We start from the raw sequence: 15,263 nt of genomic DNA on the forward strand, positions 1-15,263 counted from the left end.
AAGAGCCGTGCCCGAACTGCGGCAGCAAGGACAACCTTGCGCGCTACAGCGACGGGCACGGCTACTGCTTCGGCTGCGGTCACTACGAGCCAGCCGAAGGCGAGGAGGTCTCTCAACCCACCAGCAGGAAAACCATGAGCGACTTTGCGAAGGGTGAACCGCAAGCCCTGGCGAAGCGCGGTATCACTGAGGAAGCATGCCGTAAGTACGGCTACTGGATCGGCAAGGACAAGCACGGCAAGACCGTGCAGATCGCCAACTACAAGCGCGATGGCGGCATCGTCGCGCAGAAGCTCCGCTACCCCGACAAGAAGTTCTCATTCATCGGCGACTCGAAGGCGTGCGGGCTGTTCGGCCAGCACCTCTACGAACCGGGGCGACGCCTCGTCATCACCGAAGGCGAGATCGACGCGCTCTCCGTGGCGCAGGCACTCGGCCTCCGCTGGCCGGTGGTGTCCGTTCCGAACGGAGCGCAAGGCGCGGCCAAGTCCATCAAGCGCGAGCTGGAGTGGGTCAACGGCTTCGACGAGGTTGTGCTCATGTTCGACATGGACGAACCGGGCCAAGCCGCCGCGCAGGAAGTGGCGCTGCTGCTGACTCCCGGCAAGGCCAAGATCGCACAGCTCCCGGCGAAAGACCCGAACGAGCTGCTCCAGCGTGGCGATGCCGAGGCGATCACCCGCGCCATCTACGAAGCGCAGACCAAGCGCCCCGATGGAGTGGTGACGTTCGGCTCCCTCAAGGAGAAGGCACTCAAGCCGGTCTCGATGGGCATGCCTTGGCACGACCCGCGCCTCACCGCGCTGACCTACGGCAAGCGGTACGGCGAGGTCTACACCTTCGGCGCGGGCACCGGCATCGGCAAGACCGACTGGCTGATGGAGGAAGCAGCCTTCATCGCGCAGGAAACCGGCGACCGCGTTGGCCTGTTCTTCCTGGAGCAGCAGCCGGTCGAGACGGCGAAGCGCATGGCAGGCAAGGTTGCTGGCCGCCGCTTCCACGTCCCCGATGGGAGCTGGACGCAGGAGGAGCTGGAAGCCGCGTTCGAGATTCTCGACAAGGGCCAGGTGTTCATCTACGACCACTTCGGCTCGTCCGAGTGGGACGTGATCGAAGCCAAGATGGCCCACATGGTCGTCGCCGAGGGCGTCAAGCACATCGTCCTCGACAACCTCACGTCGTTTGCGGCCGGTGCCGAGGACGAGCGGAAGATGCTGGAGGACACGATGGCGAAGATCGCGCAGTTCGCGCAGCGCCACCTCATCTGCATCTACCTGGTCTCGCACCTCGCCACGCCGGAAGGCAAGCCACACGAGGAAGGCGGGCGCGTGATGCTCCGCCACTTCAAGGGCAGCCGCGCGATTGGCTTCTGGACGCACTTCGCGTTCGGCCTGGAGCGCAACACGCAGGCCGAGAACGAGGCCGAGCGCAACTGCACGACCTTCCGCGTCCTAAAGGATCGCTTCACCGGCCAGTCGAACGGCCAGGTTCTCTACTACAGCTACGACCACGCATCCGGCCGCCTGCTCAATGCAGATGCTCCGGGCGAATACGGCGACTTCGCCGACGAGTCATCCGATGTATCCACCTCCGACTACTGACGGCCGCTCGGTCGTCGGCTTCATCCCAGCTGATGCGCCGCTCTCCTTCGCTGAGAGCCTCGTTCTCCCCTACCAACTCCCGCGCTCCGACCAAGCCTGCCGTGTCATGTACGGCAAGCCTGGGCGGCGCGTGGTCATCCACATCAAAGCCGAGGAACTACCCCAATGAAAGAGATCGTCGCCATCGCAATCGACCTGCTGACCGCTCCGTTCCGCAAGGACACCGTGACCGACGTGGTGAAGGTGCTGGAGGGCCAGGTGGACAAGCTGTTCAAGATCAGCGCCGACCGCATCGCCACCGCATCGACGCTGCGCGACAAGGCCGATGTCCTGCACTCGCAGGCCGACGAGCACGAGGAAGAAGCCGAGCGCGCCCTGCGCGTCGCCGAGCGCTTCACCAACCTGATCCGCTAAGGGACCAACCATGACTGCCGAGCAACACGCTCGGTCCCTGTTCGACGTGTTGCCGGCCGAAGTCCGCCACCTGGTGATCCTGGGTGGCGGAAGCCTGCGCGCGTTCTACGACGGGACCGAAATCAAGGACATCGACTGCTTCTTCGTGTCACTGGCGAGCTACACCTACGTGGCCGCGTACCTGAGCGGCCGTAACGACTGGACCAGCGAGGCCGCTCCGAACGGCATCCGCAACTTCCGCTCGCCCGAGGGTCACCTCGTGAGCCTGATCGGCTTCGAGTTCGGTACGCCGCACGAGCACTGCGCCCGGTTCGATCTGCGGTGCTGCGCCCACGTCGCCATCTACGAACCCAGCACCGACGAGGTGGTGGTCGTATCCCTCGAAGGCGCGGTTGCCGACGCATCGGAGAAGCTGCTGTTCGTGCTGAACAACAACGGCACCGAGCGCACCATCCGCCGCATCACGCACTACGTCGAGGATTACGGCTACACGCTGCATCCCGACCAGCCCGAGCAGGACGAACTGTTCGAGGACGACGACTTCCCCGGCCACGCGCCGCAGGGCGTCCACACGCCGCCGAAGGCCCCCGAGCCGGAGTACATCCTCCGCGCCCGCCGCCGCGTCCGCGCAATCCCCGTAACCAACCACGGCTACCCGTAAGGAGGACCGCCGTTGATCCTCGTATTCGACTGCGAGACCAATGGCCTCCTCGACGAACTTGACACGATCCACTGCATTTCCCTCCAAGAGGTAGATGAGACCGGCGCACCGCGCGGTCCCATCCTGTCCGCCAACGATCACGGCACGGGCGAAATGACAGTCCGTCAGGCCGTCGAGAGGCTCAAGAAGGCCAAGCGCGTTGTCGGCCACAACATCGCCGGATTCGACATTCCGGCTATCGCCAAGGTGTTCCCGGACTTCAAGGTCCAGGCGTACTTCGACACGTTGCTGATGTCCACGCTGGTCTACCCGGACCTCAAGGACCGCGACTTCAAGGCCCGCAAGAAGCAGGGAGCGAACCCGGTGTTGCCGGGCAAGCTGATCGGCCGCCACGCCCTCGAAGCGTGGGGCTACCGCCTCGGTCGCTGGAAAGGCGACTACGCGGCGCAGATGGCCGCACGCGGCCTCGATCCCTGGGCACAGTGGTCTCAGGAAATGGACGACTACTGCGACCAGGACGTTGCGGTCACGCAAGCGCTGTTCGCGTTGCTGATGAGCAAGGGCCTCCCTACCGAGGCCATCGAGCTGGAGCAGGCCGTCGCGCCGATCCTCTCGCGTCAGCAGCGCTACGGCTACCTGTTCGATCAGGAGAAGGCGCGTGAGCTGGAGTGCATCCTCGTGTCCCGGCGCACTGCGCTGGAGGCCGAGCTGCGCAAGGTCATTCCGCCGTGGAAGGTGGTGAAGCGCAAGTTCGTACCGAAGCGCGACGACAAGCGCCGCGGTTACGTCAAGGGCGTGGAGGTCACGACCTACAAGGACGTGGTGTTCAACCCGGCAAGCCGCCAGCACATTGCTGACCGCTTGACTGCAATGTACGGCTGGCAGCCCCAGGAGTTCACCGAGAAGGGCCAGCCGAAGATCGACGAAGAAGTCCTGGGCGCGCTCAAGTTCCCGATCATCCCGCTCCTGCTGGAGCACTTCATCGTCAACAAGCGCCTCGGCCAGCTCGCCGAAGGCGACGAGGCGTGGCTCAAGGCCATCAAGAAGGACGGCCGCATCCACGGCAGCGTGAATCAGAACGCAGCGGTGACCGGCCGCATGACGCACTCGAAGCCGAACATCGCTCAGGTGCCGAAGGTCCAGCACTCGAAGGAGAAGGGAATCCTCAAGGGCCAGGAAGGCGGCTACGGATTCGAGTGCCGCTCGTTGTTCTGCGTCCCAACAGGGAAGCTCCAGGTCGGCGCGGACGCCTCGGGATTGGAGCTGCGCTGCCTGGCGCACTTCATGGCAAAGCACGACGGCGGCGAGTACGCCAAGGTCATCCTCGAAGGCGACATCCACTCCGTCAACCAATCGGCGGCAGGACTGCCAACCCGCGACAACGCCAAGACCTTCATCTACGCCTTCCTCTATGGGGCAGGCGACGCGAAGCTCGGCTCCATCGTTGGCAAGGGTCGCCAGGCCGGGGCGAAGCTCCGCTCGAAGTTCCTGGCCGGGCTGCCTGCGCTGGAGAAGCTGGTACGCGGGGTCAAGAAGCGCGCGGCCGAGAAGGGATACCTGATCGGTCTCGACGGCCGGAAGCTGCACATCCGCAGCGACCACGCCGCGCTCAATACCCTGCTCCAGTCGGCCGGTGCGCTGGTGATGAAGAAAGCCCTGGTGATCCTCGACGCCGACCTGCAAGCCGCAGGGTTGGTGCCGGGCGTCCACTACGAGTTCCTCGCCAACGTCCATGACGAGTGGCAAATCGAAGTGGACGAGGACAAGGCCGAGTTCGTGGGCAAGACCGCCCAGGCTGCCATCCGCAAGGCTGGCGATTACTTCGGCTTCCGCTGTCCGCTCGATGGCGAGTTCAAGATCGGAAGGAATTGGGCCGAGACGCACTGACCCGCGGCAAGCGGGACATTGCACTCGCCCTGGTGCGCCAAGCGAAACGCCGGGCAGCTAGGAAGGGACTGCCGTTCGACCTCACGTCGGACGACATCGTGGTCCCCGACTTCTGCCCGGCACTGGGCATCCCGCTGTACCGCGCTGTCGGGCGCAAGGCCCAAGGCCCCAACTCACCCACGCTCGACCGCATCGAACCTGACCTCGGCTACGTCCGGGGCAACGTGCGCGTGATCTCCGCACGCGCGAATCAGATCAAGTCCGACGCGACTCCCTCGGAGCTTCTGCGAGTCGCCTGTTACGTCCAAGAGAACCGATGAACCCAACCAACATCCTGCGCGCCCTCGCGGCGCTGCTGGTCGTTGCCGCGCTCGCGGCAGGCGGCTTCGCAGCCTGGAAGTACACCGCAATGGCCCAGCGCGTGACGGAGCTGGAGGAGTCGGCAAAGGAACTGGCCGACCTCAAGCAGACCGTCGAGACCCTCAACCGCGAAGCCGTGCGCCGCTCTGCCTTCGATGCAGCGCTGCGGAACGCCCGCGCCACCACCAACCGCTCTGTGGAGATTGCAGCAAATGCTGACCCGGAAACTGGCGATTACCTGTCTCGCCGCATTCCTGACGAGCTGCGCCGCGCACACCTCGAAAGTCGTGCCGGAGCAGTTCCTCCAGCCGACCGTCATTGAGGGCACGCACTCCTCACTCGACGCCGTGATGGCTGACCCGACCACCACCACCTACGACCTCTACCGCTTCGGCGGCAACGCCGAGGACGGCCTCCAGCGTTGCAACGCCGACAAGGCGAGCGCCCTGGAAGTCCTCAAGGAATCGAACCGATGAACGAGAACCGGCTTCGCGTGCATTTCATTGGCGGCCCCGCTGACGGCGATGTCCGCGTGATCGATCCGTGTACCACCTACCGCGTGGCTGTGCTCGAACACCAGCCCGAGGTTCATGCCTACAACGCCAAGTGCCCGTGCTGCACCGAGCGCATGCTGCGCCCCGTGGAGTGGAGCACCGCGACCTACTTCATCCGCCGCGTTAGCGAGAAGTGCTGGGTCGCCGTACACGAGAGCATGGTATGAAGCGCGCTCTCCTGATCCTGGCGCTGTGTGCTGGCCTCGCTGCGTGCGATATGAAGCCCTGGCCGCCGAGTGCGGACTATGGCTCGTGCCTGAAAGGGCACAGCGAGAACTCCTACATCATCATGTGGCAGTCGATGTGTACGGGGAACTCCTGCACGCAGATTCCGTACACCATCCCGACCACCGACTTCGTGTGCGACGAGCACGAGTACCCGCTCGGCGACGGCCCGGAGTACCAGGCCGGAATGAAGCGCTACGCCGCCGAGCTACAGGCGTGGTATGAGCGCTACCCGGAGAAGCGGCCATGACTTCCTACGTCACCTATCGGCCACCGCAGGCGGCCGGTTCCTGGGTCATTGGCGGCAACTTCTTCGTGCAGGTCCGGGAGCGTCCGAACTGGCTGCACCGCTGGTTCGCGCTGGCGTTCCTGGGATGGCAGTGGGTGGACGCATGAACAAGCGCGGCCCCCTGCTACTGATCGACGCCGATGTGCTGCGCTACCAGCTCGCGTTCTCGAACACCGCGAACATCGACTGGAACGGCGACGGCAACAAGGTCGAAGCGATCCAGCCCGAGCGCGCGAAGGCGAAGCTGGAGGACTACATCGACGAGATCGTCGAGAAGTTCGGCGCGCGTGATTACCTGCTGGCCCTGTCCTGCAAGAAGCACAACTTCCGCAAGGACATCGACCCAACCTACAAGCTCAACCGTGCCAGCAAGGACAAGCCTGCCCTGTGGTACGTGCTCGACGAGTTCGTCTACGACGAGTTCGGCGACAAGATCGTGGAGATCGAGAACCTGGAAGGTGACGACGTGCTGGGGCTGCTGGCCTCGCACCCGAATCCGAAGCGCGCGCCAGGCAGCCGCATCGTCGTGTCCATCGACAAGGACATGCAGACGATCCCCGGCATCCGTCTCTACAACCCCAACCGTCCCGACGTGGGCGTCCGGCCGATCTCGGCTCACGACGCTGACCTGTTCTGGATGAAGCAGGTGCTCACGGGCGACCAGGTGGATAACTACCCCGGCTTCCCCGGCATCGGCCACAAGGGCGCGGACGAGCTGCTCATGCCCATCCACGAGGCGTACCGCGATGCGTCCGTCGAGGAGCACCTCGGCGCGCTGTGGAACACCGTCGTCACCACCTACACCACCCGCATCCCCCGCGGCGGCACCGAGCCGCTGTCGAAGCACGATGCGATCCGCCAAGCACGCCTCGCGCGAATCCTGCGCTACGGCGACTACAACCCCAAGACCAAGGAAGTGAAGCTGTGGAAACCCTGATCCTGTTCATCACCATCGTCGCCGTGCTGGCCGTGCTGTTCGCCTTCGTCGCCTACGGCGCTGCCTGGCTGTGGTGGCGCAGCCTCAACACCCTCGAACGCACCCTGTACCGCTCGGCTGGCAGCGTCAAGCTGTGGCCGGCCGCTGTCGGCGTTGCTGGCGCGGCTTGGCTGATCGCCCGGTGTTTCGCCTGACGACAACCAAGCCACCTGATCCTGCTTACCGCAACTCGTCCACGTAGAACTGCTTCCAGTGTGCAATCTCTGACGGATTCCGACTTACGGGTTCTCGGCTATTGAAAACCCAAAGCTGGATCGCCTTCGGCGTAGTCAACGTTTCATACGTGCAGCTGAACTCAGTGAGCTTATCTGTGATGAGCTGCTTGGCCGCATCGTAGCGCTCTCGCTGAATTCCTTGTGCTTGCCCTGATGCCACGAGCGCATCCATCGCCTCCTGTAGGCCATAGAGCTTCTGTGCAAGCTCAGAGATTTCCGCTCCGTTTGTGTTACTCGGCGTAGAACTCGCCATACCTGTCTCCTTCCATAACGAACACGAATTGTACCCGGCTAAGGCCGGGTTTCTCTTTTGGAGTCCCCATGAAGATCATCGGAATCACCGGCCGCGCCCGCAGCGGCAAAGACACCCTGGCCGAGTTCCTGGTCAGCGACCACGGCTTCGTGAAGCTGTCCTTCGCGGCCCCGATCCGCGCCTTCGTGGCGGACATCACCGGCCTGCCGGTGTCCGCGATGGAGGACGGCCCGCTCAAGGAGGAGCCGCTCGACTGGCTCAACGGGCAGACCCCGCGCCGCCTGATGCAGACCGTGGGCACCGAGTGGGGCCGTGAAATGATCGACCGCGACCTGTGGGTCAAGGTGGTCGCGCAGAAGATCCGTCAGGCCCGCCGCGACGGCGCTGCTGGCGTCGTGGTGTCGGACGTTCGCTTCGACAACGAGGCGCAGTTCATCCGTGAGTGGGGCGGCCAGGTGGTCCAGGTGCTCCGCGACAGCGCGGCCCCGGTCTCGGCGCATGCCTCCGAGGCAGGCGTCCACGGCGACCTGATCGACACCGTGATCGACAACAACGGCCCGATCCACCGCCTGCGGATGGTCGCGGAATCGCTGGCCCGACTCTAAGGGTTTAGTGGTCATCATCGGGGGAAACGACAGTTTCCCCACCTATTCATAACCCAGGAGTTCTATGCAAATCCCTCTGCACTCCTACGACCTGATCGACCTCCTGGACGAACTGCACCCCGAAGTGATCTACGACCCCGCCAAGCCGAAGGAGGAGTTCCTGCTCCGGCAGGGCGAGCGCCGCCTGATCCTCCGGCTAAAGGCGCTGCGGAAGGTCGAGCAGATGGAGCACCGCGCCCGCTAATCATGTGCAGCAAGCCCAACATGCCGGACCAGCAGGAGAAAGACCCGATCCTGCTGACCCGCCAGGACACCCAGCCGACCGGCCACGCGGCCGATCAGCGGCGTAAGTCCAAGGTCCGACTGGACCTGAACAACGCAACGCAGTACCAAGGACTGACCATTCCGAATGGCTGACGCCAAGCAGACCTCGGCCGAGAAGCAGACGGCCGCGAAGCGCTACGGCGATCTCAAGTCCAACCGCAAAGAAGCCGAGACGCGCGCCAAGCGCTGCGCCAAGGTTACCCTGCCCCGCCTGTGGGTGGACGAGGGCGCGAAATCGCGTACCCCCGGTTCCGCCTACATCGACACCGGCCCGAAGTGCGTCAACGCCCTGGCCTCGAAGATCGTGCTGGCCTGGCTCCCGCCGAACGCCTCGGTGTTCAAGCTCGCGCCTGACCAGGCAGTCGCCGAGAACATCGCCGAGCAGGCTGGCGTGGAGACCTCCGAACTGGAGGCCGCGCTGGTGGACGTGGAGCGGGTCATCGTCAACGACCTGGAGACCAGCGGCGTCCGCCCGGTCCTCAGCGAGGCGGCCAAGCACGCCATCGTCCTCGGCAATTTCCTGCTCTACGACCCCGACGAGGGCAAGCCTAAGCTGTATCCGCTGACCTCCTACGTGACCGACCGCGACGGCCTGGGCAACGTGCTGGAGATCATCACGCTCGACAAGATCGCCCCGGCCATGCTGCCGGACTCGATCCGCGCGGCGGTGATGCAGAAGCTCGCCCAGGAACGCGACGAAAAGACCAAGAACGACGACGTGAACCTCTACACCTGGGTGCGTCGCTCGGAAGATGGCAAGGAGTGGGAAGTGGTCCAGGAGGTCGAGGGCGTCGAAGTCCCCGAGACCGTGGGCACCTACCCCATCGACGCCTGCCCGTGGATTCCCCTGTGCGCGCCGCCGTCCCTCGTGGACGACTACGGCGAGGGCTTGGTCTACGACTACGTGGGCGCGTTCGAGTCGCTGGAGGCGCTGCGCAAGGCGATCCGTAAGGGTGCCGCCGCGCTGGCGAAGATCATCATGTTCCTCAAGCCGACCTCGACGATCCGCGAGCGCCAGCTCACCGAGGCCGAGTCCGGCGCGGTGCTGCGTGGCGAGGCCAGCGACGTGACCACGCTCCAGCTCCAGAAAGCCTACGACCTGAACTTCGTGCGTCAGGAGGCCGAAGGGCTGGCGAACTCGCTGGAGCTGATCTTCGGCGTGAAGTCCGCCGTGCAGCGCCCCGGCGAGCGCGTGACCGCCTACGAAATCCGGGTGCTCACCCAGGAACTCGACGACGCCCTCAGCGGCTTCATGGCGATGTCGGGCGAGCAGCTCTTGCTGCCGCTGATCCGCCGCCGCCTGCACAAGCTCCAGAAGCAGGGTCGCCTGCCCGAGCTGCCGCAGGAACTCATCAAGCCGCGCATCACCGTTGGCATCGCCGCCCTCGGCCGCGGCCACGACCTGAACAAGCTGATCGAGTTCGGTCAGGCAGTGGATGCGCTTGTCGGCGCAGAGGAGAAGGCGCGCCGCCTCAACAGTGGCGAGGCGATCTCCCGACTGGCCGCCGCTTCCGACATTTCCACCAAGGGCCTGATCCGCTCCGACGACGAGCTTGCTGCCGAGCAGCAGGACGCCTCGGCGCAGGAGGCGATGGTCCGTGCCGCTCCGAATATCGCCTCAGCGATGACCCAAACCCCGTAACCCCGAGAAGGACGCAATGTCGAACGAAACCACCGAGAAGCCCGCCAAGCCGACCAAGGAAGCCCCGAAGGCTCCGAGCGTCGAGCGTAAGGGCAAGGCCGAGATCACCCGCAAGACGAACGGCCTGGTCATCGTCAACTACAAGCCCGAGGACAAGTAATGTCGCAGCCGGGCAAGTCCGAAGTGACCGTCAGCCTTGACGGCATCAACGGCCAGCCGACCCCAGGTCAGCAGCCGCCGCAGAACTCCCAGGACACCCAGCAGCCCGCACCGGGCGCGCAGGGTGGCACCGATGGCGAGCGCCTGTTCGGCGGCAAGTACAAGACCGTGGAGGAGCTGGAAGCCGCCTACGCACAACTGAGCACGCCAGCCGACGACAAGGGTGGCAAGGGCGGCCCCGCGACCATCGACGACGCCACCGCGGATGACGCGCGTGACGCCTTGGCGCGGGCTGGCCTGAACCTGGACGACTTCGCCACCGAGTTCAACTCGAACGGCTCGCTGTCCGAGGAGAGCTACAAGAAGCTCCAGGACGCGGGCTATCCGAAGGAGCTGGTGGACGTGTACGTCGATGGCCTGCGCGCTCGCGTGCAGACCTACGAGAACGCCGTCTACTCGCCCGCAGGTGGCAAGGCCGGTTACGACGGCCTGGTCCAGTGGGCTAAGACCAACCTGAGCGCCGAGCAGAAGCGGGCGTTCAACGAAGCGGTGCAGTCCGGCGACGCCGGCCGCGCAGCGCTGGCAGTCCAGGGCCTCGTCGCCCTCCGTGGCGGCAACGGCCGCCTTCTGAATGGCAAGACCGCATCGAACGCCGATGCAGGCCCCAAGCCGTTCCAGTCGCAGGCGCAGGTCGTCGAAGCGATGCGCGATGTGCGCTACCACCGTGATCCGGCTTACCGCGCGGAAGTCTCCGCCCGCCTGGCCGTGTCGCCGCTGTTCAAGTAATCCACTCAACCTCAAGCAAGGACTAAATGTCGGACGCAATCCCCTCCCGCCTGGGTCAAGCCCAGGCCAACGGCGACGCCTGGGCGCTGTTCAAGCAGAACTACACTGCTGAAACCATCACCAGCTTCGTCGAGAACTACAAGCTGGACGGCCGCGTGTCGGTGCGCAACATCGAGAGCGGCAAGTCCGCCTCGTTCCCGAACGTCGGCACCATCGGCTCCGAGTACCATGTGCCGGGCACCGAGATCAAGGGCCTGGTGGTCGAGCACAACGAGACCATCATCACCCTCGATCCGATGCTGATCTCGCACGCCTTCATCGCCAACATCGACGAGGCGATGAACCACTACGACGTGCGTTCCGAGTACACCCGTCAGCAGGGTGCGGAGCTGGCGCTCAAGCGCATGCAGAACGAGCTGCGCTGCGCGATCCTGGCCGCTCGTACCACCGAAGGCAAGGTCGAAGGCCAGCCGGGTGGTGCCATCATCAAGGCCGCCACGATGGCCTCCGATCCGACCGTGCTGGCCGATGCGTTCCGCAACGCCCGCATGCTGTTCGACGAGAAGCTGCTGCCGGACAACCCGCAGGAGTTCACTGGCGCACTGGCCCCGGCTCAGTGGTATCTGCTGACCGAGAACAAGGACTTGATCGACCGCGACATCAACGCGGAATCGAACGGCTCCTACGGCCAGGCGATCATTTCCTCGGTCGCCCGCATCCCGCTGGTGAAGATCAACGCGATGCCGCGTGTCGATGAGTCGGCCCTGGCCTCGATCCCGGCCAAGTACCGCGGCAACTTCGCGGACACCGTGGGCGTGATCTTCCACCGCTCGGCGGTCGGCACCCTCAAGCTGCTGGACCTGTCCCTGGAGGACGTGTACCAGGGCGAGAAGCAGGGCACCCTGATGCTGGCGAAGTACGCGCTGGGTCACGGCATCCTGGCTCCGCGCGGTGCCATCGAGCTGTCGAAGGCCCCGTAAGCAATACCGCGCCGTTGGGCAAATCCCGCGGCGCTTCAATCTCTCTCCATCTACGGGGGACATCCACATGGGTGTCCCCCGTTTTTTTGCCCCGAATCCATGAACCTCGAACTCACTCCGACCACGGAACTCGAAGCCGTCAATGTGCTGCTCGGTGCTATCGGCGAAGCGCCGATCAGCGACCTCGAAGCGCTCGGCAACCTGTACGCCTCGCAGGCGCGCGACACCCTCCGCGCGGTGAGCCGCGAGGTCCAAACCGCTGGCTGGTGGTTCAACACCAGCGAGTCGTTCACCTTCACGCTCAACGCGGAAGGCAAGGTGCTGCCGCCGCAGTCGATCCTCAAGCTCGTCCCCGCACGCGGAAGCGAGCCGCTGGTGATCCGAGGCACGCGCCTCATCAACCCGCTCACCCTCGCCGACACGTTCTCGTCGGCCCCCACCGCCGACTTCGTGACCTGGTTCCTCGCCTACGAGGAGCTGCCCGAGTCGGCCCGCCGCTACATCGCCGTGCGCGCTGCGCGTCTGTTCCAGACGAGCGTGCTGGGTAGCGACCAGCTCTACGTGTTCACCGAGAAGCACGAGGAGGAGGCATACCTCATCTTCGCGCAGGAGCACGCCGACTTCACCTACGCCCGCGGCCACAACTTCCTCAGTGGCTCGACGGACGTGTCTGATATTTGGGACCGCTGATGCCGCTAATCACGGGGGACTATCCCTCGTTCCTGGGAGGCGAGTCGCAGCAGGACGATACCGTCCGCTCGCCGAACCAGCTCACCAAGGCGATCAACGCCTGGCTGCATGCCGCAATGGGCGCTGGCAAGCGCCCGCCCGCCGAGTTCGTTGCTGGCCTTGGCGTCACCCTCGATCACGACTGTGCCTTCCACTCCATCGTCCGCGATGAGAACGAGCGCTACATCGTCGCCGTGGGTCACCGCAGCATCCGCGTGTTCGACCACGAGACCGGCAAGGAATACACCGTCAACGCCACGGGCGACGCGCTCAACTACCTGGACACCCAGGGACAGCGTGCGTGGTCGTGCTTCGCGCTGGCGACGTTCTCCGACACCACCTTCATCGTCAACCGGCTGGTAGACGTGAAGCAGAGCGATGAGCTGTCGCCCGGTTCGCTGTACGGATCGGCGCAAACGATGTCCGACCTGCCGAAGCCCGGCGACAAAGGCTCGGCCGTTGTGCCGACCGGCGCGATCTACAACATCATCGGCTCGTCCGAATCGCAATTCGACGACTACTACGTCCAGAAGCAGTCCTCCTCGGTCTACCTGGAGGTCGCCCGGCCGGGCATCAAGCACCGCTTCGATGCCAAGACGATGCCGCACATCCTCAAGCGCATCCCCGATCCAGTGCATGCGGACGGCTTTTGGTTCTCCTTCGGTGGACCGGAGTGGACCGCGCGCCTCGCGGGTGACGAGCAAAGCAACCCGTTCCCGTCCATCGACGGCCAGCGCATCCGCGAGGTGTTCAAGCACCGGGACCGCCTAGGCTTCCTGGCCGGGGAGAACGTGCTGATGTCCGAGGTCTCCGATCCGTTCAACCTCTGGCGCACTTCGGTGACCCAGGTGCTCGACGCCGACCCCATCGACGTGAGCGTCAGCGGGTCTAACGGCGTCACCACGCTCTACCACGCAGTCCCGTTCCAGTCGGCCCTGTTCCTTGCCGCTGCGGGCGGCCAGTTCCTCCTGACCGCCGAGCCGTACCTGGCCGCCAAGAACGTCAAGAGCGATCCGGTCAACAGCTACAGCAGCTCGCCGTACATCCGGCCGAAGCTGATGGGCGAGTCGCTGTACTTCACCGAGGACAGCGGCGCATACGCCAGCGTGCGCGAATACTTCATCGACGACCTGTCGGTGACCGGCGACGCCGCCGACGTGACGGCGCATGTGCCCAAGCTGATGCCGGGCCGCATGCGAGCGATGGCGAGCGCAAGTGGTGCCGACTGCGTGTTCTTCGCTCCTGACGAGCCGACCGACGCGCAGCTCTACGTCTACTTCGTCCGCTGGATCGGCGACGAGAAGCAGCAGTCCGCATGGACGCGCTGGTCAATCTCCGGCGTCGGTCGCATCGTCCACATGCACGCCATCAACGACGTGCTGTACGCCGTCGCGGAAGCCCCAGGCGGCGGCTGCGAGCTGCTCAAGTTCCGCATGGTGCTCAACCAGCACGACACGGATGCCACGGGCGACTACAACTTCCTGCTCGACCGCATGCTGGTGGTGCAGCCCACCTATCAGCAGTTCGGCAACGAGACCTGGATCGACCTGCCCTACATCGTGCCCGATGGCATGACGGTCACCGTCCTCAAGACGGACGACTGGCAAGACCCCGGCGCGTACCTGGACATCACCAAGGCGCGCTGGGACAACGCCCGCACCCGCCTTGCGCTCCCCGGTAACCACACCGAGGGCCGCGTGGTCGTCGGCATGGACTACGAGCACCGCCTCACCCTGACCAAGCCCATCGTTCGCGGTGGGCAGAACCAGGCCGTGCTGGTGGGCCGCACGCAGGTGCGTGACATCGAGGTCGCCTACAAGGATGGCGCGTACTTCGAGCTGGAGGTCGAGCAGCACGGCAATGGCCGCGTCGAGACCTACGTGGCGTCGCACTCCGGTGCGTACACCGCGCGCGTCCTCAACGACTCGGTGTTCCGCACCAGCGCCCCGACGTTCCACTCCGGCTCTCGCCGGTTCCCCGTGCTGGGCGACGCCAACAGCGTCCGCATGCACCTCGTCAACCGCCTGCCGTTCCAGTGCTGGTTCCAGTCAGCACAGTGGCGCGGCATGTTCGTCTCCCGCAGCCGAGTATGACCCTGACCTATCGAAGCCCCACCGCCAGCGACATCCTCCACGTCGCCGAGAACATGCGGCAGGAGGACATCCTGGAGGTGGCGGCTTCGCATGGTCACACCCCGCTCCAGGCGCTCGCATTTGCAGTGACCGCGAGCGACCGCAGTTTCGCCGCGATGCACGACGGTTCCCCCGTGTGCATCTTCGGCTTCAGCCAGCACGCCGAGGGTATCGCCTCGGTTTGGCTGCTGGGCACCGACGCCCTGGTGGCTCCCACGTTCTGCCGCACGTTCCTCCGAGAAGCTCGGCGGATCAGCGACGAGTGGTCGGCCACCTTCGGCACCATCTTCAACTTCGTCGATGTCCACGCCGTCACCACGCGGCGATGGCTCGGCTGGCTTGGCTTCCGCGAGAGCGGCGTCGAGTCCGCCTACGGCTTCGCCAAGACACCCTTCGTCCGAGTAACCAAGACCCCATGTGCAACCCCGTAGCAGTCCAGGTCGGTATCGC

23 protein-coding genes are annotated in these 15,263 nt (G+C 64.9%); 22 read left to right on the forward strand and 1 reads right to left on the reverse strand.

Annotated features, from left to right (window positions below; genetic code table 11):
* Positions 1 to 134: 134 nt before the first annotated feature.
* From VG561_RS09070 to VG561_RS09125, 12 genes are all read left to right on the forward strand, one after another.
* Entirely contained in the window at positions 135 to 1,601 is a 1,467-nt protein-coding gene (locus VG561_RS09070; RefSeq protein ID WP_005412418.1) for a toprim domain-containing protein, read from the forward strand.
* Between the two features lie 165 nt (positions 1,602 to 1,766).
* Entirely contained in the window at positions 1,767 to 2,015 is a 249-nt protein-coding gene (locus VG561_RS09075) for a hypothetical protein (RefSeq protein ID WP_005412417.1), read from the forward strand.
* A 10-nt stretch (positions 2,016 to 2,025) separates the two neighbouring features.
* Positions 2,026 to 2,676: a hypothetical protein gene (locus VG561_RS09080; protein WP_005412416.1), complete on the forward strand. Its 651-nt coding sequence runs from the start codon at positions 2,026 to 2,028 to the stop codon at positions 2,674 to 2,676.
* Between the two features lie 12 nt (positions 2,677 to 2,688).
* Positions 2,689 to 4,563, forward strand: a complete 1,875-nt coding sequence (locus VG561_RS09085) for a DNA polymerase (protein WP_049417451.1) — start codon at positions 2,689 to 2,691, stop codon at positions 4,561 to 4,563.
* A complete protein-coding gene (locus VG561_RS09090) occupies positions 4,545 to 4,883 on the forward strand; it encodes a hypothetical protein (protein ID WP_050483582.1) in 339 nt (112 codons plus the stop codon). The genes VG561_RS09085 and VG561_RS09090 overlap by 19 nt, the downstream gene beginning before the upstream one ends.
* Entirely contained in the window at positions 4,880 to 5,245 is a 366-nt protein-coding gene (locus VG561_RS09095) for a hypothetical protein (RefSeq protein ID WP_005412414.1), read from the forward strand. Before VG561_RS09090 ends, VG561_RS09095 begins: the two co-directional genes overlap by 4 nt.
* A 28-nt stretch (positions 5,246 to 5,273) precedes the next feature.
* Entirely contained in the window at positions 5,274 to 5,399 is a 126-nt protein-coding gene (locus VG561_RS09100) for a hypothetical protein (RefSeq protein ID WP_005412413.1), read from the forward strand.
* Positions 5,396 to 5,644, forward strand: a complete 249-nt coding sequence (locus tag VG561_RS09105; protein ID WP_005412412.1) for a hypothetical protein — start codon at positions 5,396 to 5,398, stop codon at positions 5,642 to 5,644. Before VG561_RS09100 ends, VG561_RS09105 begins: the two co-directional genes overlap by 4 nt.
* A complete protein-coding gene (locus VG561_RS09110) occupies positions 5,641 to 5,952 on the forward strand; it encodes a hypothetical protein (RefSeq protein ID WP_005412411.1) in 312 nt (103 codons plus the stop codon). The genes VG561_RS09105 and VG561_RS09110 overlap by 4 nt, the downstream gene beginning before the upstream one ends.
* Positions 5,949 to 6,098 (forward strand): hypothetical protein, encoded by a 150-nt coding sequence (locus tag VG561_RS09115; RefSeq protein ID WP_005412410.1) that lies wholly within the window; start codon positions 5,949 to 5,951, stop codon positions 6,096 to 6,098. Before VG561_RS09110 ends, VG561_RS09115 begins: the two co-directional genes overlap by 4 nt.
* Entirely contained in the window at positions 6,095 to 6,928 is an 834-nt protein-coding gene (locus tag VG561_RS09120; RefSeq protein WP_004154583.1) for a hypothetical protein, read from the forward strand. The genes VG561_RS09115 and VG561_RS09120 overlap by 4 nt, the downstream gene beginning before the upstream one ends.
* Positions 6,916 to 7,122 (forward strand): hypothetical protein, encoded by a 207-nt coding sequence (locus VG561_RS09125; RefSeq protein WP_005412408.1) that lies wholly within the window; start codon positions 6,916 to 6,918, stop codon positions 7,120 to 7,122. Before VG561_RS09120 ends, VG561_RS09125 begins: the two co-directional genes overlap by 13 nt.
* A 25-nt stretch (positions 7,123 to 7,147) precedes the next feature.
* Here the strand turns inward: VG561_RS09125 and VG561_RS09130 are convergent, their stop codons facing one another.
* Complete coding sequence (locus VG561_RS09130; RefSeq protein ID WP_032961816.1) at positions 7,148 to 7,456, reverse strand: hypothetical protein; 309 nt, start codon at positions 7,454 to 7,456, stop codon at positions 7,148 to 7,150.
* 68 nt (positions 7,457 to 7,524) lie between these two features.
* Between VG561_RS09130 and VG561_RS09135 the strand changes: the two genes are divergently transcribed.
* The 10 genes from VG561_RS09135 to VG561_RS09180 all read left to right on the forward strand — a co-directional run bounded on the left by VG561_RS09135 (position 7,525) and on the right by VG561_RS09180 (position 15,244).
* Positions 7,525 to 8,061, forward strand: a complete 537-nt coding sequence (locus VG561_RS09135; RefSeq protein WP_004154581.1) for an adenylate kinase — start codon at positions 7,525 to 7,527, stop codon at positions 8,059 to 8,061.
* Between the two features lie 64 nt (positions 8,062 to 8,125).
* Positions 8,126 to 8,305: a hypothetical protein gene (locus VG561_RS09140; protein ID WP_005412407.1), complete on the forward strand. Its 180-nt coding sequence runs from the start codon at positions 8,126 to 8,128 to the stop codon at positions 8,303 to 8,305.
* Between the two features lie 20 nt (positions 8,306 to 8,325).
* Entirely contained in the window at positions 8,326 to 8,478 is a 153-nt protein-coding gene (locus VG561_RS09145) for a hypothetical protein (RefSeq protein ID WP_005412406.1), read from the forward strand.
* Positions 8,471 to 10,027, forward strand: a complete 1,557-nt coding sequence (locus tag VG561_RS09150) for a portal protein (protein ID WP_005412405.1) — start codon at positions 8,471 to 8,473, stop codon at positions 10,025 to 10,027. Before VG561_RS09145 ends, VG561_RS09150 begins: the two co-directional genes overlap by 8 nt.
* A 16-nt stretch (positions 10,028 to 10,043) precedes the next feature.
* A complete protein-coding gene (locus tag VG561_RS09155; protein WP_004154577.1) occupies positions 10,044 to 10,187 on the forward strand; it encodes a hypothetical protein in 144 nt (47 codons plus the stop codon).
* Positions 10,187 to 10,972, forward strand: coding sequence for a capsid assembly protein (locus tag VG561_RS09160; RefSeq protein WP_005412404.1), 786 nt, complete (start codon positions 10,187 to 10,189; stop codon positions 10,970 to 10,972). Before VG561_RS09155 ends, VG561_RS09160 begins: the two co-directional genes overlap by 1 nt.
* 26 nt (positions 10,973 to 10,998) lie before the next feature.
* Complete coding sequence (locus tag VG561_RS09165; RefSeq protein ID WP_005412403.1) at positions 10,999 to 11,952, forward strand: phage capsid protein; 954 nt, start codon at positions 10,999 to 11,001, stop codon at positions 11,950 to 11,952.
* Between the two features lie 99 nt (positions 11,953 to 12,051).
* Positions 12,052 to 12,642: a hypothetical protein gene (locus VG561_RS09170; protein WP_005412402.1), complete on the forward strand. Its 591-nt coding sequence runs from the start codon at positions 12,052 to 12,054 to the stop codon at positions 12,640 to 12,642.
* A complete protein-coding gene (locus tag VG561_RS09175) occupies positions 12,642 to 14,774 on the forward strand; it encodes a hypothetical protein (protein ID WP_005412401.1) in 2,133 nt (710 codons plus the stop codon). The genes VG561_RS09170 and VG561_RS09175 overlap by 1 nt, the downstream gene beginning before the upstream one ends.
* A complete protein-coding gene (locus VG561_RS09180) occupies positions 14,771 to 15,244 on the forward strand; it encodes a hypothetical protein (RefSeq protein WP_005412400.1) in 474 nt (157 codons plus the stop codon). The genes VG561_RS09175 and VG561_RS09180 overlap by 4 nt, the downstream gene beginning before the upstream one ends.
* Positions 15,245 to 15,263: the final 19 nt, after the last annotated feature.

It is taken from the genome of Stenotrophomonas sp. CASM110, from assembly GCF_049384345.1.
GTDB classification, from domain to species: domain Bacteria; phylum Pseudomonadota; class Gammaproteobacteria; order Xanthomonadales; family Xanthomonadaceae; genus Stenotrophomonas; species Stenotrophomonas muris.